This window comes from Desulfovibrio faecalis (assembly GCF_053570625.1).
The window spans coordinates 3,265,558-3,287,614 of sequence record NZ_JBRBQR010000001.1 but is presented as its reverse complement, the minus strand read 5'-3'; the positions used below and the strand labels follow the sequence as shown (position 1 = coordinate 3,287,614).

Sequence of the window (22,057 nt, the reverse complement as noted above, 5' to 3'; positions counted from 1 at the left end):
TCAGATAAAAAACGGAAGGCCCTCTTACCAGCGGTAGTGAGCGAAAGCCTTGTTCGCGTCGGCCATGCGGTGCGTGTCTTCACGCTTTTTCACCGCGCCGCCGCGACCGTTGAAAGCATCCAGCAGTTCGGCGGAAAGTTTGGCAGTCATGCCTTTTTCACCGCGCGAACGGGCATAGTTGATAAGCCAGCGGATCGACAGGGAAACCTGACGTTCCGGGCGCACTTCCATGGGCACCTGGTAGGTGGCGCCGCCGACGCGGCGGGCCTTGACTTCCATGTGGGGCTTCACGTTGTCCAGGGCCTTTTCAAAGGCGCGCATGGGTTCTTCGCCCGTCTTTTCAGCCAGGGTCTCAAGGGAGCTGTAGAAAATCTTTTCGGCTGCACCCTTCTTGCCGTCGAACATAAGCCTGTTCACAAACTTGGTGACAAGGCGGCTGGAGTACAACGGATCGGGCAGCACTTCCCTCTTGGGGATAGGACCTTTACGGGGCATGGGGTTTCTCCTTCATGCTTGTTTTGCGGCGGCACCAAACCCCGCGGCGACCGGCGCTCCCCAAGGGAAGCAGCCAGGCGGGCCGCATGGCACGCGCCGAAAGAATAAAACTACTTGGGACGCTTGGCGCCGTACTTGGAACGGCTCTTGCGACGATCGGCCACGCCGGACGTATCAAGGGTACCGCGCACGATGTGGTAACGGACACCGGGCAAGTCTTTTACACGACCGCCGCGGATGATGACCACGGAGTGTTCCTGAAGGTTGTGGCCTTCGCCGGGGATGTAGGCCGTAACTTCAATGCCGTTGGTCAGGCGCACACGGGCGACCTTACGCAGAGCCGAGTTAGGCTTTTTCGGGGTGGTGGTGTAAACGCGGGTGCAAACGCCACGGCGCTGCGGGCAAGCCTGCAGGGCGGGGGTCTTCTTGCGCTTCACCACGGCCTTCCGCTCGATGCGGATAAGCTGGTTAATCGTGGGCATTATTTCCCTCCATATGGGATATTGCGCTCAAAAATGAGCTTTTTGAACGACAGGACATAGCGTTTCCGCCGAAGCCTGTCAATAGGCTGTCCCCGGCGGGAACGCGCACAAAAAATTTATTTTTATACCAGAGCCTGTCAAAAAAACAAGCTGTTAGCGCGCTGGCGATCAACGCAACTTCATTTTAATGGGGCATGGAGCCTGAAAAAAAATGTATGACAAGCACGCCAAGCACAATCAGCCCAAGGCCGAGGCAGGCGGCAAGGTCAAGCTTCTGCCCAAAAACCAGCAGCCCCAGAAGCGAAACCAGCACAATGCCAATACCGCTCCAGATGCCGTATGATATGCCCATGGGCACCACATTGAGCACCTTGGAAAGCAGATAGAATGAAATGCCATAGCCGAGCAGCGAAGCAAGGGTGGGCAAAAGGCGGCTCATGCCCTCTGAATGCTTGAGGCAGGCCGTGGCCCCCACCTCGACCAGAATGGCCGCTCCAAGCTGAACATATGCCATTGCGGCAGGAGTCATACCAACCTCTTTTGTATACCGGGGCAGCAAAGCCGCCCGCAGGAACGGCGGCGCGGACGACAGGCAACTGCCCGCCGTCCGCGCCGCGTATAAAAACAGCAACCCTTGAGGGTTACAGAAGATTACTCTTCGCTCAGGGCCTCGGCAAAGCGGGCGCGCAGGGCCTGCATTTTTTCCTTGGCGTCCAGCAGCTTTTCGGCGCGTTCGCGCTCGCGGGCCACCACATCCGCAGGGGCGCGGCTCACAAAGCTCTCGTTACTCAGCTTCATGTTCACGCCCACCACGTCTTTTTCAAGCTTGGCGATTTCCTTGTCCAGGCGGGCAAGTTCGCCGTTGAGGTCCACAGCACCCTTGAGGGGCACAATAACCTGGCAGCCTTCCACCACCGCAGAGGCCGAAGCCTTGGGCGCGTGAACATCCGCACCAATGGTGAGGGTCTCAAGCCGCGCCAATGTGGTCATGCACTGGCTGTTGGCCTGGAGCAGCTCGGCCTGGGCCGCGTCCACGGGATGCAGCATGAGGCTGACCTTGTGGCTCGGGCTGATGCCAAGCTCGGCCTTGATGGTACGCACGGCCACGATGATGCCCTGAATCAGCTCCATGCGACCACCCTCGGCAGGCCGCAGGCAGGCCGGGCGCGCGGCGGGGTACAGCTCGCGGGCGATATCTGTGGCCTTTTCTCCAGCCGCCACGGGCAGCGCGGCCCATATTTCGGCGGTCACAAAGGGCACGATAGGGTGCAGCAGCACCAGCAGCTCGCGCAGGGCCAGCCACAGCACGTACTGGGCCTCGGCCTTGCGCTTGGGGTCTTCAGACTGCATGTCGGGCTTGATAAGCTCAAGATACCAGTCGCAGAATTCATTCCACAGGAACTTGTAGCCCAACTGCGCCGCATCGTTGAAGCGGTAGTCGACCAGGGCCTTGTCCATGTCCTGCTTGACCACTTCAAGCCGGTGCAGCAGCCACTGGTGGTGCAGACCGGGAACCGTCTCGGGAGCCACCGGAGCCGGGGCTTCTTCCGGCAGGTTCATGAGGGCGAAGCGGGCCGCGTTCCACAGCTTGTTCACAAAGTGGCGGTAGCCCTCGATGCGCTCCTCGGAAAGACGGATGTCGCGCCCCATGGCGGCAAAGGCCGTCAGGGTAAAGCGCAGGGCATCACAGCCGTATTTGTCGATCATTTCCAGCGGATCAATGACATTGCCCGTGGATTTGGACATCTTGCGGCCCGAGGCGTCGCGCACCAGGGCATGCAGGTACACGTCCTTGAACGGAACTTCGCCCATAAAGTGGATGCCCATCATCATCATGCGGGCCACCCAGAAGAACAGGATGTCAAAGCCCGTCACCAGCACCGAGGTGGGATACCAGCGGCGCAGATCCTTGGTGTCCTCAGGCCAGCCCATGGTGGAGAAGGGCCACAGCGCGGAGGAGAACCACGTGTCCAGCACGTCTTCTTCCTGCTTCAGCGCGCCGCCGCACTTGGGGCAGACTGCGGGGGCTTCTTCGGCCACCACCAGTTCGCCGCATGATTCGCAGTTCCACGCCGGAATGCGGTGCCCCCACCATATCTGACGGCTGATGCACCAGTCGCGGATATTATCGAGCCAGTGGTAGTAGGTCTTGAGCCACGTTTCGGGAAAAATCTTGGTCATGCCGGGCACGGCATCGCGCGCGGCAGGGGCCATCTTGGTGGCTGCCACAAACCACTGCGTGGAAACGTGCGGTTCAACCACCGTATGGCAGCGGTAGCAATGGCCCACGGCGTGGTCGATTTCCTCAATGCCCTCAAGCTGCCCGGCGGCTTCGATATCGGCCACGATGCGGGTGCGGCATTCTTCCTTGGCAAGGCCAGCATAGGCCCCGGCCTCGGCGGTCATGACGCCGTTTTCGTCAATGGCCTTGAGAAAAACGAGGTCGTGCTTCTTGCCCAGCATCCAGTCGTTATGGTCGTGGCAGGGCGTCACCTTGAGCGCGCCTGTGCCGAATTCGCGGTCAACATAGGCATCGGCGATAATGGGGATCTCGCGCCCAAGCACGGGAATCACAGCCTTTTTGCCTATGAGGGAGGTGTAGCGCTCATCCTCGGGATGCACGCAAATGGCGGTGTCGCCGGGGATGGTCTCGGGCCGGGTGGTGGCAATGGTGATGTGCCCGCTGCCGTCGGCCAGCTGATAACGCACCTTCCACAACTTGCCCCGGCTCTGCTCGTGTTCCACTTCGTCATCGGCAAGAGCCGTGTGGCAGCGCGAGCACCAGTTGATGATGTAGTCGCCCTTGTAGATCAGCCCTTCATTGTAGAGCTGCACAAAAACCTTGCGCACGGCGGCGGAGAGGCCTTCATCCATGGTGAAGCGCAGACGCGTCCAGTCCACGGAATCGCCAAGGGCGCGCGCCTGATCGAGAATGCGGTGGCCGTATTCATCGCGCCATTCCCACACCCGGTCGATAAAGGCTTCGCGGCCCAGATCCTTGCGGCTCTTGCCTTCCTTGGCAAGGGCGCGTTCCACCACGTTCTGCGTGGCAATGCCCGCGTGGTCGGTGCCGGGCACCCAGAGCACGTTCTTGCCCTTCTGACGGGCGTGACGGCAGAGCACGTCAATAAGTGTATGGTTGAGCGCATGCCCTATGTGCAGCGCGCCCGTGACGTTGGGCGGCGGAATGACAATGGAATACGGCTCGCCGGGAGCGTCCGGATCGGGCGTAAAGGTTTTGTCATCTTCCCAGTGCTTGCGCCACCGGGCTTCAACGTCATGGGGCTCATAGCCCTTGGGTAGCGTATCCGCCATCTTGCTTTCTCCATGAAAGGCGGCGATAATGCGGTATATGTTTGCCGCACAGCCAATCTGCATTTTATGGGACGCGTCCCACATCTGGGGCCTCATGGCCTGGCGCGCTGTTCGCGCGCTGGGACTGCCCTGCCGCCTGGTTAAGGGACAAGAAATAGCCGAAGGCGCGTATTTAGGCAAGCCGGGGGGCGTCAGCCCCAATGACGGCCTGCATCAAGGCGGCGCGGGCGTAAGCCTGCTGCTGGTTCCCGGCGGCAACGCACGGCTCAAGGCCTCGGCCCTCGGCAAGAACGGGCGCGAGGCCGTGCGCCAGTGGGTGGAACACGGCGGCAACTATCTGGGCTTTTGCGGCGGTTCCGGCCTTGCTCTAAGCCACCCCACCCCAGACCACGGCCTGAATATCTGCCCATGGGCACGGGCCGCCTATCCTGAGCGCCTGTACCATCTTATTTCCGGCCATGTGCGGGCGCACGTTGCCGCCGGGCATGAATTTTCGCCCCGTAGGCCTGCTGCGCGAACCAGCCCACCCGAGAACGGGCACAACGACACGGGCGCAACTGCCCCCCTTTGCCCCGGAGTTCGCCGCGCTGCCGCGCAGCAGCCCCAGAGCGGAGCATCGTCTGAAATATTTTCTCCCTCGCTGCCTGTCTGGTGGCCGGGGCGCTTTGCGCCTGAAAAGAACGACAACGTCACCGTACTGGCCTCCTACGGTTCGCCAGATGCGGATTTCTGGCTGGCGGACCTGCCCCTGCAAAGCCTGCCCGCCAAGGTTTTTTCTCACTGGCGCGACCTGTACGGTCTGAACCTCTCGGCAGATTTTCTCGAAGGTCAGCCCATGGCCGTGACCGGAGCTTACGGACAGGGGCGCTATGTGCTGAGCTACTCGCACCTTGAAACGCCGCACAGCCCCGATGCCAACGCGTGGCTGGCCCAGTTGCTGCGCAGCATGACAGGCCTTGAACCCGCGCGCGAGGATGTTCCCCTGTGGCAGTTGCGCCACCCATGCGCCGCCTGGCCCCAAGGCTCGGGCGGCCCCCTGCTGGACGCACTGCGCCACATGCGCGAGCTGCTTGACCTGGCTGTGGCCCACCATCTTTTCTTTGGGCGCACCCACTGGCTGTGGGGCTGGCGCACGGGCCTGCCCGGCGCCGCCTGCAACAACCTGCACGCGGCCCTGTGCACGGCGGCGAGCCTTGAACCGTCTGCGGCGGCGCTGGCCTACTGGCAGCAAGTGGCCCCGCGCTTTGCCAAGCTTGAAGGCCTGTTTGCCGCCGGAGCGGAAGATTATTTTCTGGCCTGCCGCCTTGCGGAAACCCTCTCCCCCACCATGCCGGACGCCATTGACAAGCGCGGCCTTGACCACCAACGCGAATCGCTGTTCGGGCACCCCATGAATGGCGGGGGCATTCTGTCCGAGCTGCTGGAAATGACCGAGGAGCTTGTTTACCTTTCCCAGACTTCCACGCCCTGCGATCTGGCCTGATTCCTCTGCGGCTGATCCGGCACGGCGGCATGCCCGCCGCTGCGCGCCGCAAACGCTGGACGCCGAGGCCGCAAGCCGTTATGAGGGCTTTTTTTGCCTCAACCTCCAATGCCCAAGGCTCACATGTACGCATTTGATCTCGGTTGCACCGCCTATCAGCAGGCCTTTGAAATACAAAAACAGGCGCAGGCATACGTGCTTCAGGGCGGCGACGACATTCTGCTGCTTCTGGAGCATCCGCCCACCGTCACCCTTGGCAAAAACTCCGGTCAGGAAAATCTGCCTCCCAACCTCGCCAGCCTGTGGGGTTCGGCGGTGGATGTCGTGCACAGCACGCGCGGCGGCAATATTACCTGCCATTTTCCCGGTCAGCTGGTGGCCTACCCCATCATCAACCTGAAAAAACGCTCCGGCGGCGTCCGGGCCTATGTCAATGATGTTGAAGAAACCGCCATCCGCACGGTACGGCGCTTTGGCATTGAAGCGGCCCGCAAGCCGGGCTTTCCCGGCGTATGGGTGGGCGGCAGCAAGATTGCATCTCTGGGTATTGCCGTGCAGCGCCACGTGACCCTGCACGGTCTGGCCATGAATGTGGACAGGGATCTTTCCCTTTTCAACATCATCACCCCCTGCGGCCTTGACGGCGTGACCGCAACCTCGGTGCAGCGGGAGCAAGCTGGCGACCCGGCTACTATGGACGCGGTGAAAGCCTGCTTTCTTGAATCCTTTTGCGAAGTTTTCAGCCAACCGCTGCCGCCCCTGCAATCGGCGCAAGCCTGCGAAGCCCTGCTCGTGGGCCAACCGTAACGGGATGCAGGACGAATCAAATCACAAGCCAAACACCAGTTCAGGCAATTTGCGGCATGCCGCCGCAGGTGCCACAGCAAGGACGAAACAGATGACCCAACCCGATTCTTCCGATAATTCCGGTTCTGCCAGCGCCCCTCTGCGCAAGCCCGCATGGCTGCGCCGCCCGCTGGCCTCCGACAAACGCTTTTTCACCACTTCCGCCCTGCTGAACGAGCAGGGGCTTTCCACCGTCTGCAAGGAGGCCAACTGCCCCAACCGGCAGGAATGCTTTTCTTCCGGCACGGCCACATTTCTGATTTTGGGTGAAACCTGTACGCGTAACTGCCGCTTCTGCAATATCCACCCCGGCCAGACCAGCGCCCCCGACCCCACGGAACCGCAGCGCGTGGCTCAGGCCGCCATGACGCTTGGGCTCAGGCATGTGGTTGTCACTTCTGTGACGCGCGACGACCTCACGGATGGTGGCTCCGCCCAGTTTGCCTCAGTGATTACGGCGCTACGGCAAGCTCTCCCCGACAGCAGCGTTGAGGTGCTTATCCCCGATTTTCAGGGTAACGCTGATGCCCTGCGCACGGTCATGGACGCCAAACCTCATATCATCAACCACAATGTGGAAACGCACCCCGCGCTCTATGCGCAGGTGCGCCCACAGGCCGACTACGAACAAAGTCTGGAACTGCTGCGCCGCGTAAACGACTGCGGCATGACGGCCAAAAGCGGCCTCATGGTGGGGCTGGGGGAGACAGACGCGCAGGTGCTTGAGGTGATCAAGGATCTGCACACCGTGGGCTGCTCCATTGTGACCATCGGCCAGTATCTGCCGCCCACAAGCCAGCACCACAAGCTCGACCGCTATGTGACGCCGGAGCAGTTTGACGAGTACGCCGCCTACGGCAAATCACTGGGTTTGCGCCATGTGTTTTCCGGCCCGCTGGTGCGCAGCAGCTACCACGCAGCCAACTTTGCCTGATTGCGGGCCAGTGGCAGGTTGACTTTTATCTGCCGCAGCCGCACAACCATAAAAAAAGCGGGCTTTGCTCCCCGGATCACCGCCGGAGAACAAAGCCCGCTTTTCGTTCCTCAAATTTCAAGGCCCGGCTCAAACCATGCCCAAGATCTGAAAACCCCATACAAGACCTGTCAGGGTAAAAATGCTCAGTCCGTTGGCGACCACCGCCGTAAGGGCCGCTTCTTCCGGCACGGCGCTGTACACCTCGGCGATGACCGTCACTACCAGAGCCGTGGCCGTGGCGCTGATGATTACGCTGATGACGAGCCACAGGCCGGAAACCCCCAAGGCCGCCAGCATGACCCAGCACAGCAGCGGGTGGAGAACCAACTTGCAGAGAATAAACCACGTTTGCCGCGCAAAGGCGTGTCCGTGCGCCTGCCGCGTCGCCACTACCAGCTTTTGCCGCAAATCCAGCCCCAGAGCCAACAGCATGCAGGGGGCCGCCGTGTAGCCCACAAGGCTCACCGCGCGGTCAAGGGGTGCCCACAGGCCAAGCCCGGAGGCAGAAAGCGCTATGCCAGCCAGTGTCGAAAGCAGAATGGGGTTGCCGAGGATGAAAACCTTCAGAAGCTTGCCTACAAACTTCAGGGGATTGCCGCCGTCCCAGGCCAGCGACCCGGCCAGCGCATCCAGACGGGACTGCCCGATTATCATGACCACATTGGGCGTGAGGGTACACAGACCGGCAATGAGCATGGCCGTGGCATTGCCGGGAAACAAATTGGACACGATGGGCAGGCCCACAAAGGCGGCATTGCAGGCGGAACAGGAAAGCCCGGCAATAACGCCCGGCCCCACGCCGCGCCGACAAAAAATCCTGTCGCCCACATAACCAAGGCAGTACACCACAAGCTGGGAGCCAAGAATGCCCCCCCAGAAAGCCCAGTGCCCAAGATCAGCCAGGCTGGCCCCGGCCAGCAGGTGCAGAATCAGCAACGGCAAAGCCAGCTTGAGTACATAAATGCCAAGAACAGGGCCAGCGTTTTCGGGCAAGACATCGCGACTGCGCAAAAGAACACCCGCGCCAATAATCAGAAATACGGGCATGACGGCAAACAGCGCTTGAAACATAATCAACCTTTTCCATTCGGATGCGTTTTTCACCCACCGGCATACCCGGCTGGCGACGGCGAAACTATGGCGCGGCTTGTCCACCTTGTCCAGTAAAAACTGTTTGGTCGTTCAAACAGTTTTTAAAATGTACAATTACAGACTATTACAAAAATCATATCATCTGCTTCAAACAATTGCCAACCCTTTGCCAAAGGTTCGACACCGCCAGTTTTTCAGCTCCCTCCTCTCAACCCCGCATGCAGACCATAAAAAAGCCCTCCGTCAATGACGAAGGGCTTTAGCAAACATTCAGCCGTCAAATACAGCCGAAAGAATCTGTCTTACTTCTTGGCCTTGGCAGCCTTGTCGTCCTTGGGCGTTTCGGCCTTGGGGGCGGCGGCTTCCGGAGCCTTTTCAGCTTCGGGCGTCACAGACTTGAAATCAAGCTTCTGCTTGTTCACAAGTTCCAGCACTTCATTGGTCACGTCGCTCTTGGAATCAAAAGCGGCGACAGCTTCACTGCTGATGATGACGGCATAGCCCTTTTCAGTGCGGTAGGTATTGATCACGCGCTGAATGGCATCATACAGCAGGTTTACAACATTCTGCTGTTCCACCTGCATGCGCTGCTGGGCAGACATGTAGACGGCCTGCAGCTCTTTCTGCGCTTCAGCGTCCTTGGGGTTGGCTTCCAGGCGCTGCTGGATGTCGTTAAGCCTGGTCTGCATGTCGCCCTGAAGGCTTTCAAGGAACTTCACGCCGGCCTTGCCAGGTTCGCTATCGCGCATCACGCGCGCCATATCCACCACCGCCACCTTGGGCTGGGCGTTATTGTCGCCCTGTTGGCAGGCAAAAAGCATGAAGCTCAGCAGCAGAGCCAGCGGCATAAAAAAACGGATTCGCATGGTTGTGACCACTCCTCTAATAAATGCCGGGCATAGAGTTGGGGCTCGGCGTTGAAGAACATGTACGTTGTTTTTATAGGCACCACAACCATTTTTCGCTGAAATTCCCTCTTGGGCGGTGCTTTGCGCGCGCCCTGCGCGAGGTAAATCCGCATCAGCGCAGCGAGGCGTACTGGGCCTTCATTCGCTGCACCCGGGCAACGTAGAAACGTGTTTCACGGGCAGGCAGGCGTGTGGCAAGATCCCTGTAAAAAGCGTCAACCGTCATGGCGTTTATGGTGTCCACGGCTTCTTCCATGGTTTTGCCGTAGAGCCGCAGAAAACGGTTCGGACCCATATTGTAGGCGGCAATTGCGCAATATTCCCTTGCCAGAGGATTGTGCACCCCGGAAAAATACCGGGTGAACAGGATGTGCAGATAGGTGGTGCCATAGCGGATGTTGGTTTCGGGCACGCGCAGGTCTTCAAACCCCACATCGCCCATGCGCCCGTAAAGGTATTTGTGCACCTCGTCGTTGGCAGTATCCGGCACTACCTGCATGAGGCCCATGGCCGACTTGTTGCTGACCAGGGTTGGCGAAAAGTCGCTTTCGCTATGAATGATGGCGTACACAAGCTCGGTGCTCAAATTGTAGCGACGCGAAAAATTCTCCACCAGGTTCTGATACCGGCGGGCTCTGGCCTGTAGTTTTTCCATGTCGTTATCGTCAATATCGCCCACAAAGTTATCAAAAACAGCACCGTGGCGCAGCACTTCAATGGCAGCCCTGCGCACCACGCGGGGCGAATAGCCCGCCATCATGGCCGTAGGCGTCACCCAGCGCAGCGGGAGGCCCGCCGCATCAAGGGCATCGCCGTAATCGCGGGGCTGATTGCTGACCAGAAGCGGAATGGAAACGCCGTCCAGAGCCAGCAGCGGGGCAAAATCGCCCTGCGCATCGCCGGAAAAGGCCAATGAAGGTTCGCCAGTATCAAGAATGACGCCGCCCGGCCCAAAGGAAACAATGCGCCTGACCAAAGCCTGATCTGTAGCCTTACCAGTGGCAGGGTCCGTAGCAGAGGATATCCCCTGCGTTTTGTCAGCACCGGATACCGGGCGGGCAGATGTGCTGGCATCGGCAGCCAGACGCGTCTGCGGTCTACCCCCGGATGTCTGTTCAGAATGCGGTTCCACCGCCCCGCGCACGGCCCACTGGCGTATGCCGTCGCCCTGCGCCTGAATGGGAACGGGCATGTCTTCCGGACGCAGGCGGGCCACCATACTGCTGGCGCGGCGGCGCAGTTCCGGGCCCTCGCTCTGCGGCACAAAACCGGCCAGCAGGCCGAGCACCAGCAAGGCGGCGGCAAGGCCGAGCGATATGAGCAATAGTGTGTTACGTTGTTTCATGGGCATCCCCGTGGGCGTCGGCACGGCCTTGGGCCCGCCGCCGTCTGACGGTTGTAGGGCTGATCTCATGCACCCTGCCCGCAGGCAGAATATTGCGTCGGAAATCCGACAGCCGAGAATCTTCCGCAACACTTCTTGCAATTCCTTTGCCAATTCTCCACACGTCCCTGACAAACCACTTTACAAAATGTGTACTTTAATTCAGAACAGACGGCCCCTTTTATGAGCTACCGTTGACCAGACCTTTTTTCCCACCTATACTTATTTCTGTGAAAAAAGGCTTGCACGCCATGCGCGCGAGCGCCATCGCACGGGCCTCAAAAGAGCGCCCAACGTGGTCATTTCTCTGGGAATCAGGCGGTTCAGCCCGGGCAACAACGTCTTAATACGCGCATAGCCGCGCCGGTTCCCCACACTGCCAGCCAACCAGGCACCCCGGGGAAATGGAGCAAACCGTGTCCCAGCATTCGCCAGAATACATTCGCGAAGAAATCAAGCGACTCCTCAAATATGCGCCGCCCGAAATGCGCGCCGCAGCCATTGCCCTGCTGCCCGCCGCCAAGCGCTCTCTCAACACCGGCTATCACCCCTGCCTGCGCGGGGTGCCCATGCGCAGCTGGCGCTGCCTGCTCATGTTGCTCACCTCCATATCTGCCATGCAGAACGATACCGAAATGCTGCTGCGCGTTTCCAACGATCTGCTTGCCATTGCCGACCGCATGGCCCCTCCCGGGGAAGTGCTGCGGCAAAGCGCTGAAATTCTTGTCCACGCCCTGTACGCCGATATGTACGTGTGCCGCCTGCGCAATGCCAATGGCGAATGGGTGGCGCGCTCGGCCAATCAGGTGGACGGCGGCAGCATTCCCATCGTGGCCCCAATGCTGGAGGAAGGCCTGCGCGAACACCCCGTGATGCGCGCCATTCTTGAAGGTCACGCCCGCTATGTGGTGTCAAACAACCTTCAGGCCCTGGCCATGGGCGGCGAATCCTTTGACTGCATCATCTACAAGGAAGGCTACCGTTCGCGCCTGGCCTTTGTGCTGCGTGAGCGCAGCAACAAGCCTCCCTTCGGCCTGGTAATGTTGTATACCAAACGTGAGTATGGCTTTGAAAGCTTTGACGAACGTTTTCTTTCAAAATGTGCCAGCATTGTTTCGCTCACCGTGGGCCGCCGCGTGGCCGTTGCCCGCGACACGCTGGAAAAAGCCGCCGGAGCCATGGCCCACTATGGCAACAACGCCCTGAACGTCATGCGCAATCAGGCGGAATATTGCGGCGAACTGGTGGAAGATCTGGACGCCAATCAGGCGCGCAGTCTGCGCCTTGCGCGCGAGCTGCTGGCCGAGTTTCCTGAAAATTCGCGCGGGCGCATGCTGGGCATGGAGCTGGAACGCGCGCTCGCCCGCAACGACCTCACCGAGCTGGCCGGGCATCTTGGCGGCGTGCTTGAAGGTACGCGCCGCATGACGCGCATTATCAATTCGCTTAAAAAATCCGCAGACCGGCCACGCCTGATGCACTACGCCCTTGGGCACGATGTGCTGCGCCTTGAGGACGATGTAACCCGCGAGGATTAGTCATGCGAGCCGCCCGGCTTTTTCCCTTTCTTGAGACCATCAGGAACTATTCCGCCCAGGATTTCAAGGCGGACATGACGGCGGCCCTTACCGTGACGCCTATGGCTGTGCCTCAGGCCATGGCCTACGCCATTATTGCCGGGGTTCACCCGCAGTACGGCATCTACGCCTGCATGCTGCCCGTGGTGCTGGCCGCCCTGTGGGGATCATCCCGATTTATGGCCGCTGGCCCCACCAACGCCATCTCCATGATTATTTTTTCCACCCTAGCAACCATCAGCGTGGGCGGAGAACTGATCAGTACCATGCCCGAAGAATCGCGCATGGCCTATATTTTCGGCATGGCGCTCCTGTGCGGTCTTATCCAGCTGGGCATGGGGCTGGCGCGGCTGGGCGATCTGGTCAATTTCATCTCTCACTCGGTCATGGTGGCCTTTTCCACCGGCGCAGCGCTGCTCATTGCCGCAGGGCAACTCTTCATGGCTATGGGCCTCACCGGCCCCAAGCCCTCGGGCTTTTTCAACCAGATGTTCGGCGCGCTGCACGGCCTGCCCTTTATCAATTACTGGAGCCTCGGCATTGCCGTTGGCACCATTGTTCTGACCGTGGCATTCAAGCGCCTGTCGCCGCGCTTTCCCGCATCACTGGCCGCGCTCGGCGTGATTACGCTCTTTGCCGCCGTGTTCAGCGTGGACGAAAGGGGCGTTCCGCTGGTTGGGGCCATCCCAAGCGTTGTGCCTCCCTTTTCCCTGCCGCCCTCCTTTGATCTGGACGCGGTGCGCGACCTGTTCATGCCTGCGCTGGCCATTGCCCTGCTGGGTACCGTGGAATCACTGGCCATTGGCAAACAACTGGCAAACATCAAGGGCGATGCGTTTGACGGCAGCCAGGAACTTATCGGTCAGGGCCTCGGCAATATCGCCGCTGGCCTTACCTCGGGCATCCCCGGCTGCGGTTCCTTTACCCGTAGCGCCCTTGTGGTCACATCCGGCGGCAGAACGCGCATGGGCACGGTGTTTTCGGGCATTCTCGCCCTGCCGCTGCTGTTTTTGCTGGCCCCGCTCATAAGCTGGCTGCCGCTGCCCGCCCTGAGCGGCATACTGCTGCTCATTTCCTTCAAGATGATAGACATTGACGCCATCCGCCTCTGCGTTGTGGCGACCAGCGTGGACAGGGCCGTGCTGCTCATCACCTTTTTGTCCACACTGCTGTTTGATCTTGAAAAAGCCATCTTCATCGGCGTGATGCTTTCCCTCACGCTGTTTATTTACAAGACCGCCCACCCGCGTGTGAACAGGCTCCACAAGGGCGACCCGTTGCTGCGCGAAGGCCCCGCCGAACTGCCGCAGGGCGTCACCGTGTACATGATTGAAGGAACCCTGTTTTTCGGGGCCATCCACGAGCTTGAACGCCTGCTGTATGCCGAGGACAGCGAGCCAACCCGACTTGTGGTGTTGCATCTTTCGCGCGTGTTCTGGATTGATGCGTCAGGGGCGCATGCGCTTTCGCAATTTATTGAACGCTGTTATGCCCGCAGCCTGCCGGTCATTCTGGTGGTGGGCAGCCCCTCTGTGCGTACCATCTTGCGGCGCACAGGCCTTCTGGATTATCTCAGCAACGGCTTTGTGGCCGACACCACGGGCGAAGGCCTGCGGCTGGCGGCAGCCATGCTGAACCGCTTTGCCTGCAGCGATGCCCAGTGCGCGACCGTAGACGCAGATGCAACCGAGGCGCAGCCAGAGCAAACCGTGCAGGCAGCCCCGCCTGCTTCCGCCAGCCCTGGTCCGGAGTATATGGCGCAGTCTGCCCGCGTGGCGCTGGATCCCCAAGGCAACGTGTTGCCTGCCGAACAAACCGCCCCTGCGGAAAATTCCACCGAACCGCCGCGCGAGATCAAGGAGCGCCCGTGACCAAGGTTTTTCAACTGCCCACCTGCCCCGCAAACCCGGATTCCTTGGCCTTTGGCCCCGAGCACCCCTGGCTGGCCCCGCTGGCCGGGTACAGCGATCTGCCCTTTCGCCTGCTCTGCCGCGAATACGGAGCAGCCGTGTGTGTTACCGAAATGGTCAGCGCCAAGGGGCTTGTTTATGAAAGCCCCGGCACCAACGAGCTGCTCATGACCCTGCCCGAAGATCAGCCGCTGGTGGTGCAGCTTTTCGGCGCGGAGGCATCCTTTCTGGGGCGAGCGGTGGAGCTGTTGCGTCAGTCCGGCTTTGGCTGGTTTGACCTGAACATGGGATGTTCTGTTTCCAAGGTTTTGCGCCAGAGTGCGGGCGCGGCCATGCTGGGCGACACGGAGAACGTGCTTGCCGTGGCCCGCGCCATGATCGAGGCCGCAGGCCGTGGACGCGTGGGCTTCAAACTGCGCCTGGGGCTGGACGACACCCGCCCGGTGCTGCCCGATCTGGCCTTGCGTCTTGAGGATGCGGGCGCTGGCTGGTTGACCCTCCACCCCCGCACAGCCCGTCAGGGTTTTGGCGGCACCGCGCAATGGGAAGCCATTGCCATGCTGGCCCAGCGCCTGACAATCCCCCTGCTTGCCAGCGGTGATCTCTTTAGCGCGGAAGACGGCGTGAACTGCCTTAAAAGCACCGGGGCCAGCGGTGTCATGTACGCCCGTGGGGCCATGCACAATCCCGCCATCTTTGCCGACCACGCAGCCCTGCTGGCCGGAAACACCCCGGTTCAGGCCGATGCCCCCCGCTTGCGGGCCATGATTTCCCGGCATCTGGAGCTTGCCCGCGCCCACTGCCCCGGCAAGGCCGCACTGTGGAAAATGCGCTCTGTGGTGCCGCGCTACGTGCGTACCCTGCCCGGCGCTCGGGCCTTGCGTCAGGAGCTGTGCCGCTGTAATGATTGGGAAGAACTTGACCGGTTACTGGATATTTTTCTGGGAAGCCCCGGCTAGCAAGGAACCAAGGCGCATACGGTTATGTTTGCTGCGCTTCTGCAATACAGTATTACATACAGATAAATTTTTGTTGGCGGGTGAAATCAGACGAGGGGCAGTGCCGGCACGCCCCCCCTTGAAGGAGAGCCGTAATGGATGTTTACCGCGCCAAGACAGCGGGCTTTTGCATGGGCGTAAGCCTGGCCCTGCAAAAACTTAACACTGCGCTGGAGCGCAAGGGGGGCACCCCCGAGACGACCCGCATCTGTACCCTTGGCCCCATCATCCACAATCCGCAGGTTCTGGCGGAGTATGAGTCGCGCGGCGTGGTCTGCGTCAAGGAAGCCGCGCAACTGCACCCCGGCGATGTGGCGGTTATCCGCGCCCACGGCATCACCCGGCAGGTTGAGGAGCAGGTCAAACAAAGCGGGGCCGACATTGTGGACGCCACCTGCCCCAAGGTAAAAAAAGCCCAGCTTTCCATCGGGCGGGCCACCGCTGATGGTGCAACCCTGCTGCTCTTTGGCGAGGCGGATCACCCAGAGGTGCGCGGGCTGGTTTCTTACGCCTGCGGCCCGGCCCATGTGTTCGGCACGGCGGCAGAGCTTGAATCCCTGCACCTCGCCGAGAACAAGGCCTATGTACTGGCCTCGCAGACAACTCAGGATCGTCAGATATTTCAGGTAATTGTGGAAGATCTGCGCACGCGCATTGCTGACCTTGTGGTGCTTTCCACCATTTGCGACGCCACCCGCGAGCGGCAGGAGGAGGCACGCAACATTGCCTCCTGTGTGGATGTCATGGTAATCATAGGCGGAAGGCAGAGCGGAAACACCCGCAGACTGGCTGATGTGGCCGCTTTGAACGGCATCGACACCTACCTTGTGGAGCGTGTCGAAGAACTGGCCGCAGAAAAATTTTCGCAAAAAAATCGTGCAGGTCTAACGGCTGGCGCATCTACGCCGAAAAGTCTAATTGACGCGGCTCATTTGTGGCTGCAGTCGCTTTAATCCCGTTTGCTCCTGAAGCGGTACTTTTCTGGAGGCAGCATGGCCCAGACCAATATTCTGCTGGAAGCCGGCACCAACGAGCTGGAAGTGGTGGAATTCTATCTTGAAGAATTCACCCCTCCTTCTGCCGATGCGCCGCAGTTGGACGAAAATGGCGAACCCGTTCCCGCCAAGCCCTATCGCGGCTACTATGGCGTCAACGTGGCCAAGGTACTTGAAATTATCCGCATGCCCAAGGTGACGGCGCTGCCCGAAGTGCAGCACCCGAGCGTGCTCGGTGCTTTCAACCTGCGTTCGCGCATTATTCCGCTGGTGGATCTGGCCATGTGGCTGGGCAAAACCCATCCTGCGGAAGAAGAACAGCCCAAAACCATTGTGACGGAGTTCAACAACGTCACCACGGCCTTCATGGTTTCCGGCGTCAACCGCATCCACCGCATCAGCTGGGAGCAGGTTGAACCGCCGAACAAGTACGTTGCCGCCGTATCCAACAATACGGTCATCGGCGTGGTCAAACTTGAAGACCGCATCATCTTTCTGCTCGACCTTGAAAAGGTGGTCGCCAACCTCAATCCCAAGCTGGGTCTGCGCCTTGACGATCTGGGTGAAGACTGGACGAATGAAGGCTACCGCGCCCTTGTGGCCGACGACTCCGCCCTTATCCGCGAAATGCAGCGCGACCTGCTGGAAAAGGCGGGCTTTACCGTTGAAGTTGTTTCCAACGGACGCGCGGCCTGGGATCGTCTGCTGGATTTCAAAAAGAGCGCCGAAGAAGGCAACCGCCCCATCACAGACTTTGTGCATGTGGTGGTTTCAGACATCGAAATGCCGGTCATGGACGGCCTCAATCTCACCTTGCGCATCAAGGAAGACTCCGTGCTCAAAAAACTGCCGGTCCTGCTCTTTTCCTCACTCATTACTGAAAAGCTGCGCCACAAGGGCGTAAGCGTGGGTGCGGACGACCAGATTTCCAAACCGGAAGTGACCCAGCTGGCCCACAGGGCCATGACCCTCATCAAGGCCAGGGAACAGGGCGAAGCCTAAACGCCTCAATCCGTTTTTGCCATTTTCAAGGGGACTCCTTTACACAAGGGGTCCCCTTTACATTTCCAGGCGGTCGCTGTTTGCAAAGGCGCTTGCCAGAGTGTAAACTCGGCCCAAGACCACCAAGGAGCTTTTATGGCAGTAGTGCTAGGCACGGCAGGGCATATAGATCACGGCAAAACATCGCTGGTACGGGCGCTTACAGGCATTGACTGCGACCGCCTGCAAGAAGAAAAACGCCGGGGAATCACCATTGAACTTGGCTTTGCCTGGGTTGATCTTCCCGGTGGCGAGCGGCTGGGCATCGTGGATGTGCCGGGGCACGAACGCTTTGTCAAAAACATGGTGGCTGGCGCGGCAGGCGTGGACTTTGTCATGCTGGTCATTGCCGCAGACGAAGGCATCATGCCCCAGACGCGGGAACATCTTGAAATCTGCTCCCTGCTGGGCATACGCACCGGCCTTGTGGCCCTCACCAAGACAGACATGGTGGACGCCGACTGGCTCGAAATGGTGCAGGAAGAAGTACACGGATTCCTGCAAGGCACTTTTCTTGAGAGTGCGCCGATCTTCCCCGTCTCTGCAACCACTGGCGAGGGCGTGGACACGCTGCGCGACCACCTTGCGCGCATGGCTGCCGAGCTGCCCGCCCAACGGCGCAGTGATATTTTTCGCCTGCCGGTGGATCGCGTATTCAGCATGAAGGGGCATGGCACCGTTGTGACAGGCACTGTCATTTCCGGCGCGTGCAACCTTGGCGATGAACTGCGCTTCATGCCGCCCGATCTGCCCACCCGCGCGCGGGGGCTGCAACGTCATGGCAAGGCCGCCGAGTCGGTGCAGCCGGGCCAGCGCTGCGCCGTCAATGTGCAGGGGCTGGATGTGGAAGAAATCGAGCGCGGCTTTGTGCTGGCCCGCCCCGGTGAACTATTCCCCTCCAACCGCTGGCTGGTCCGGCTCACCTGCCTTTCTTCCGCCCCAAGGGCCATGCGCCAAAGGGTGGAAATCCACTTCCACCACGGTACGCGCGAATGTGCAGCGCGGGTGGTCTTTCGCGACAGGGACAAGCTGGCCCCCGGCGAAACTGCTCTGGCGGAACTGCGTTTCAAGGAACCCATGGTGGGCGTATTTGGCGACCACTGTGTGTTGCGGGCCTACTCCCCCCTGCGCACGGTTGCTGGCGGCCTGCTGGTCAGCCCGCTGCCGCCCGAACTGCGGGCCAAAGACCCTGAACTGGCCGATAAAATGCGGCTGTTGCAGGAGCTGCCTGAACTGCGGGATGCGGCAGAAACCATTGGCGGGGGCAAGGCTGAAGCCAGAGCTCGCGATGAGGCCAGGGCCGCGCTTGTACGCGGAGCACTGACCCTGCGCGGCATTGAAGGTGCTGACGAAGCGCGCCTGCGCGCCCTGACGGGCCTTGCCCGATCCGCTGTGGAGGCAGCGCTGCAACTGCTTTCCACCCGTGGTGATGCCATCTGCTGGGACAAGGAAAACCGCTGCTGGATCGGCAGAATTCCCTTTGAAAAGCTGCTGGCCGCCAGCCTTGAGCGCGGTGCTGACCTGCACCGCCGCGAGCCGCTCAAACCCGGATTCACCCGTGGAGCCCTTTGCACGGGCTGGAGCCGCAACCTGCCCCCCAAGCTGGTGCAAAAAGTGCTGGATCAGGCCCTCAAGCAGGGCGATCTGGTCATCGAGGGCGAGGGGCTGCGTCTGCAATCGCATACGGTAAGCCTGGCCGCCGATCAGGCAGGCCTGCGCCAGAAGCTGCTGGACGCGCATGCCAGCGCAGGGCTGACCCCGCCCAACGCCAAGGACGTGCTTGAGGAGCTTGGCGTTTCCCCCAAGGAGGCCGCGCCGGTGCTGCGCCTGCTCTGCGAGGCTGGCGAACTGGTCAAGATCAAGGACGGCCTGTATTACCACGGACCGGCCCTGGCCGATATTCTTGAACGTGTGCGCGGCTGGTTCACGACCCATGACAATCTTGATGTGGGCGGCCTGAAAGAACTTCTGGGGCTTTCGCGCAAATATCTGATCGCCCTGCTGGAATATATGGATAATGAACGTATAACCGTGCGCGTGGGCGATCAGCGCCGTTTTCGCGGGCGTTAGGGGCTGTTTCTAAAAACAAGAATTGTCCTTGCATTCTTGCCTTGAATGCTCATATATCTCAGTAATGCTCATTTGCTCATAACTCTTCACTAAGGAGCCCAGATATGTCTGAAAAAATTCTGGTAGTTGGTGGTGTTGCCCTGGGGCCCAAGGCGGCTTGCCGCTGCAAGCGCCTCATGCCCGATGCGGAAGTGATGCTTGTGGACGAAAACGTCTTCATTTCCTACGGCGGTTGCGGCATCCCCTACTACGTGTCCGGTGAAATACAGAATCTCGACGATCTGCGCTCCACACCCTATCATACTGTGCGCGACACCGAATTTTTCCGCGATATGAAGGGCATCACCGTACGCACCCAGACGCGCGCCCTGGCCATTGACCGCGCAGCCAAAACCCTGCTCGTCAAGGACGTTGTTTCCGGCAAGGAAGAAAAACTGCCTTATGACAAGCTGGTGCTCGCTACCGGCGCAAGCCCGCGCGTTCCCCCCATTGACGGCAAGGATCTGAAAAACGTGCTTTCCCTGACCCGCCTTGAAGCCGCCGGTGCCATCCGTGCTGCTTGCCAGGAGGGCAAGGTGAGCGAGGCGGTCATTGTGGGCGGCGGCTTCATCGGCCTTGAGGCTGCCGTGGCCCTGGCCGACATGTGGGGCGTGAAAGTCAGCGTTGTGGAAATGATGGATCAGATTTTGCCCGGCGTGCTTTCCCAGCCTCTTTCGCTCATGGCCGCCAACGACTGCCTGACCCACAAGGTTGACGTGTTCACTTCTGAAAAAGTGCTGCGCCTTGAAGGCGAAAACGGCACCGTCACCAAGGTGGTCACGGACAAGCGCGAAATCCCCGCGCAACTGGTGATCTTTGCTGCGGGCTTTATCCCCAACGGGCAACTTGCCAAGGATGCCGGGCTGGAAGTGGCCCCCTTTGGCGCGGTGGTGGTGGACGAGCACATGCGCACCACCGACCCCTCCATCTATGCGGGCGGCGACTGCGTGGCCATCAAGAACATTATCACCGGCAAGGTCGGCTACCTGCCCCTGGGCAGCATGGCCAACCGTCAGGGCCGTATCATCGGCACCAACCTTGCTGGTGGCAATGCCAGATTCCCCGGCTTCGTGGGTTCCTGGGCCGTCAAACTCTTTGGTCTTTCCTTCTGCGGCGTGGGCCTAACGGTTGAACGTGCCCGCAAGGAAGGCTTTGACGCCATGAGCGTCAGCGTAGAGCAGCTCGACCACGCCCACTTCTACCCCGAAAAATCCATGATGAGCCTTGAGCTGGTTGTGGACAAGGCCACCAGCCGGGTGCTGGGCATTCAGGGCGCCTGCGCCGACCCGGATTCGCTCAAGGCCCGCATTGATGCGGTGGCTGCGGCCCTGCAATACTCCAAGCCCACGGTGGAAGACATCTCCAACCTTGAAATCGCTTACGCCCCGCCCTTTGCCTCGGCAATGGACGTGGTCAACGTGGTTGCCAACGTTGCCGACAACGCCCTCTCCGGGCGCTTCACCCCCGTGACCGCCGACCAGTTCATGGACTTGTGGAAGAAACGCAACGAAAATCATGTGTTCTTTATTGATTCCCGCCCTGCGGCGGCAGGTAAGGCCGTGCAGGAAAAGCATCCCGACTGGCACGCCATGCCGCTGGAAGAGATCGCCGCCAGAATCAGCGAAGTGCCCAAGGACCGCCCTGTTGCCATTATCTGCAATACGGGTCTGCGCGCCTATGACAGCCTGCTGGTGCTGGCCCGCAACGGCGTGACCAACGTGGTCAACTCCACAGGCGGCATGCAGGCGGTCATCAAGATGGGCCTCTCGCTGTAACATGCCCGCCAGGAAAAAACGCTTCTGAACACTTTGAGGGGGAGGAACCTTGCAAAAGGGTTTCTCCCCCGCTTCCAGCGGGCACCGGCCTTCTCCACCCTGCGGACTCTGTCAAAACCAGTTCCGGCACTGCCCGCAGGCCGATTTTCGCTGGCGGATTAACGCTGGAGGCGCAGCTAGGGGTCAGACCGCAATCACCCAAAATCTGTAACATTGAATCAGGGACAAGCCGCAGGTTTTCTGCCCTGAAACATTTGTAACATTTTTTCATTTGCTCTGCACATTCCAACGTGTTGTCATCATAGGTTTTCCCATCGGGCATGCCCCAAACCACCTTGCCAGATTTTACAATTCATCACTATTTTCCATATGTTGCGCCTGTCACATTTTTTTTTGTTGCGCCCACGATTAAACTGTTCAAACAAACAATTTTATGGTAAGCGCAAAAACGCGCATTCCGTCGGGGCAGACGAGGGTGTGCAGCAAGGCTCCAAAACAAGTGATACCAAGCTTTTTTGGTGGACGCGAAAAGGCGGATTGGGTAGGGTTTTTCTACCACGATTCCACTCCCAGCCTCAATTTTGTGTTCACTTCACGGCACTAGCCGTTGCCCGTCCCTGCCAAGTGCGGGGCCTTATCTCAGGGGCCGATCCGACCCACGCTGATTTTGT

17 protein-coding genes are annotated in these 22,057 nt (G+C 60.0%); 10 read left to right on the top strand and 7 right to left on the bottom strand.

Going from position 1 to position 22,057, the window contains the following annotated elements; genetic code table 11:
- Nucleotides 1-24: 24 nt before the first annotated feature.
- The 4 genes from rpsG to ACUZ79_RS14410 all read right to left on the bottom strand — a co-directional run bounded on the left by rpsG (nucleotide 25) and on the right by ACUZ79_RS14410 (nucleotide 4,292).
- On the bottom strand, nucleotides 25-495 hold the full coding sequence (gene rpsG, locus ACUZ79_RS14425) for a 30S ribosomal protein S7 (protein ID WP_192112713.1): 471 nt from the start codon (nucleotides 493-495) through the stop codon (nucleotides 25-27).
- A gap of 110 nt (nucleotides 496-605) precedes the next feature.
- Nucleotides 606-977, bottom strand: a complete 372-nt coding sequence (gene rpsL / locus ACUZ79_RS14420; RefSeq protein WP_008683436.1) for a 30S ribosomal protein S12 — start codon at nucleotides 975-977, stop codon at nucleotides 606-608.
- A 184-nt stretch (nucleotides 978-1,161) separates the two neighbouring features.
- A complete protein-coding gene (locus tag ACUZ79_RS14415) occupies nucleotides 1,162-1,491 on the bottom strand; it encodes a DMT family transporter (RefSeq protein WP_366005759.1) in 330 nt (109 codons plus the stop codon).
- Between the two features lie 137 nt (nucleotides 1,492-1,628).
- Nucleotides 1,629-4,292 (bottom strand): valine--tRNA ligase, encoded by a 2,664-nt coding sequence (locus ACUZ79_RS14410; protein ID WP_449252006.1) that lies wholly within the window; start codon nucleotides 4,290-4,292, stop codon nucleotides 1,629-1,631.
- A 28-nt stretch (nucleotides 4,293-4,320) separates the two neighbouring features.
- On the opposite strand from ACUZ79_RS14410, the gene ACUZ79_RS14405 reads away from it, so the two are divergent.
- The 3 genes from ACUZ79_RS14405 (at nucleotide 4,321) to lipA (ending at nucleotide 7,555) form a co-directional block, all read left to right on the top strand.
- The gene (locus ACUZ79_RS14405) at nucleotides 4,321-5,775 is read left to right on the top strand and encodes a BPL-N domain-containing protein (RefSeq protein WP_449252005.1); all 1,455 of its coding nucleotides are present in this window, start codon (nucleotides 4,321-4,323) and stop codon (nucleotides 5,773-5,775) included.
- 123 nt (nucleotides 5,776-5,898) lie between these two features.
- The gene (gene lipB, locus ACUZ79_RS14400) at nucleotides 5,899-6,582 is read left to right on the top strand and encodes a lipoyl(octanoyl) transferase LipB (RefSeq protein ID WP_449252004.1); all 684 of its coding nucleotides are present in this window, start codon (nucleotides 5,899-5,901) and stop codon (nucleotides 6,580-6,582) included.
- A 91-nt stretch (nucleotides 6,583-6,673) separates the two neighbouring features.
- Entirely contained in the window at nucleotides 6,674-7,555 is an 882-nt protein-coding gene (gene lipA, locus ACUZ79_RS14395) for a lipoyl synthase (RefSeq protein WP_449252003.1), read from the top strand.
- Between the two features lie 129 nt (nucleotides 7,556-7,684).
- Here the strand turns inward: lipA and ACUZ79_RS14390 are convergent, their stop codons facing one another.
- From ACUZ79_RS14390 to ACUZ79_RS14380, 3 genes are all read right to left on the bottom strand, one after another.
- Entirely contained in the window at nucleotides 7,685-8,668 is a 984-nt protein-coding gene (locus ACUZ79_RS14390; RefSeq protein WP_449252002.1) for an AEC family transporter, read from the bottom strand.
- 323 nt (nucleotides 8,669-8,991) lie between these two features.
- Nucleotides 8,992-9,555 (bottom strand): OmpH family outer membrane protein, encoded by a 564-nt coding sequence (locus ACUZ79_RS14385; RefSeq protein WP_240825405.1) that lies wholly within the window; start codon nucleotides 9,553-9,555, stop codon nucleotides 8,992-8,994.
- A 154-nt stretch (nucleotides 9,556-9,709) separates the two neighbouring features.
- On the bottom strand, nucleotides 9,710-11,011 hold the full coding sequence (locus tag ACUZ79_RS14380; RefSeq protein WP_449252001.1) for a transglycosylase SLT domain-containing protein: 1,302 nt from the start codon (nucleotides 11,009-11,011) through the stop codon (nucleotides 9,710-9,712).
- Nucleotides 11,012-11,397: 386 nt separating this feature from the next.
- On the opposite strand from ACUZ79_RS14380, the gene ACUZ79_RS14375 reads away from it, so the two are divergent.
- The 7 genes from ACUZ79_RS14375 (at nucleotide 11,398) to ACUZ79_RS14345 (ending at nucleotide 21,386) form a co-directional block, all read left to right on the top strand.
- The gene (locus ACUZ79_RS14375; protein ID WP_240825402.1) at nucleotides 11,398-12,519 is read left to right on the top strand and encodes a hypothetical protein; all 1,122 of its coding nucleotides are present in this window, start codon (nucleotides 11,398-11,400) and stop codon (nucleotides 12,517-12,519) included.
- A 2-nt stretch (nucleotides 12,520-12,521) separates the two neighbouring features.
- Nucleotides 12,522-14,429 (top strand): SulP family inorganic anion transporter, encoded by a 1,908-nt coding sequence (locus ACUZ79_RS14370; RefSeq protein ID WP_449252000.1) that lies wholly within the window; start codon nucleotides 12,522-12,524, stop codon nucleotides 14,427-14,429.
- Entirely contained in the window at nucleotides 14,426-15,427 is a 1,002-nt protein-coding gene (locus ACUZ79_RS14365) for a tRNA dihydrouridine synthase (protein WP_449251999.1), read from the top strand. Before ACUZ79_RS14370 ends, ACUZ79_RS14365 begins: the two co-directional genes overlap by 4 nt.
- Nucleotides 15,428-15,561: 134 nt before the next feature.
- Nucleotides 15,562-16,419, top strand: a complete 858-nt coding sequence (gene ispH, locus ACUZ79_RS14360) for a 4-hydroxy-3-methylbut-2-enyl diphosphate reductase (RefSeq protein ID WP_449251998.1) — start codon at nucleotides 15,562-15,564, stop codon at nucleotides 16,417-16,419.
- Between the two features lie 39 nt (nucleotides 16,420-16,458).
- Complete coding sequence (locus tag ACUZ79_RS14355) at nucleotides 16,459-17,463, top strand: chemotaxis protein (RefSeq protein ID WP_240825397.1); 1,005 nt, start codon at nucleotides 16,459-16,461, stop codon at nucleotides 17,461-17,463.
- Between the two features lie 135 nt (nucleotides 17,464-17,598).
- Nucleotides 17,599-19,572 carry a selenocysteine-specific translation elongation factor gene (gene selB / locus ACUZ79_RS14350; RefSeq protein ID WP_449251997.1) on the top strand — a complete coding sequence of 658 codons (1,974 nt, stop codon included), beginning with the start codon at nucleotides 17,599-17,601 and terminating at the stop codon, nucleotides 19,570-19,572.
- 104 nt (nucleotides 19,573-19,676) lie between these two features.
- The gene (locus tag ACUZ79_RS14345) at nucleotides 19,677-21,386 is read left to right on the top strand and encodes an FAD-dependent oxidoreductase (RefSeq protein WP_449251996.1); all 1,710 of its coding nucleotides are present in this window, start codon (nucleotides 19,677-19,679) and stop codon (nucleotides 21,384-21,386) included.
- Nucleotides 21,387-22,057: the final 671 nt, after the last annotated feature.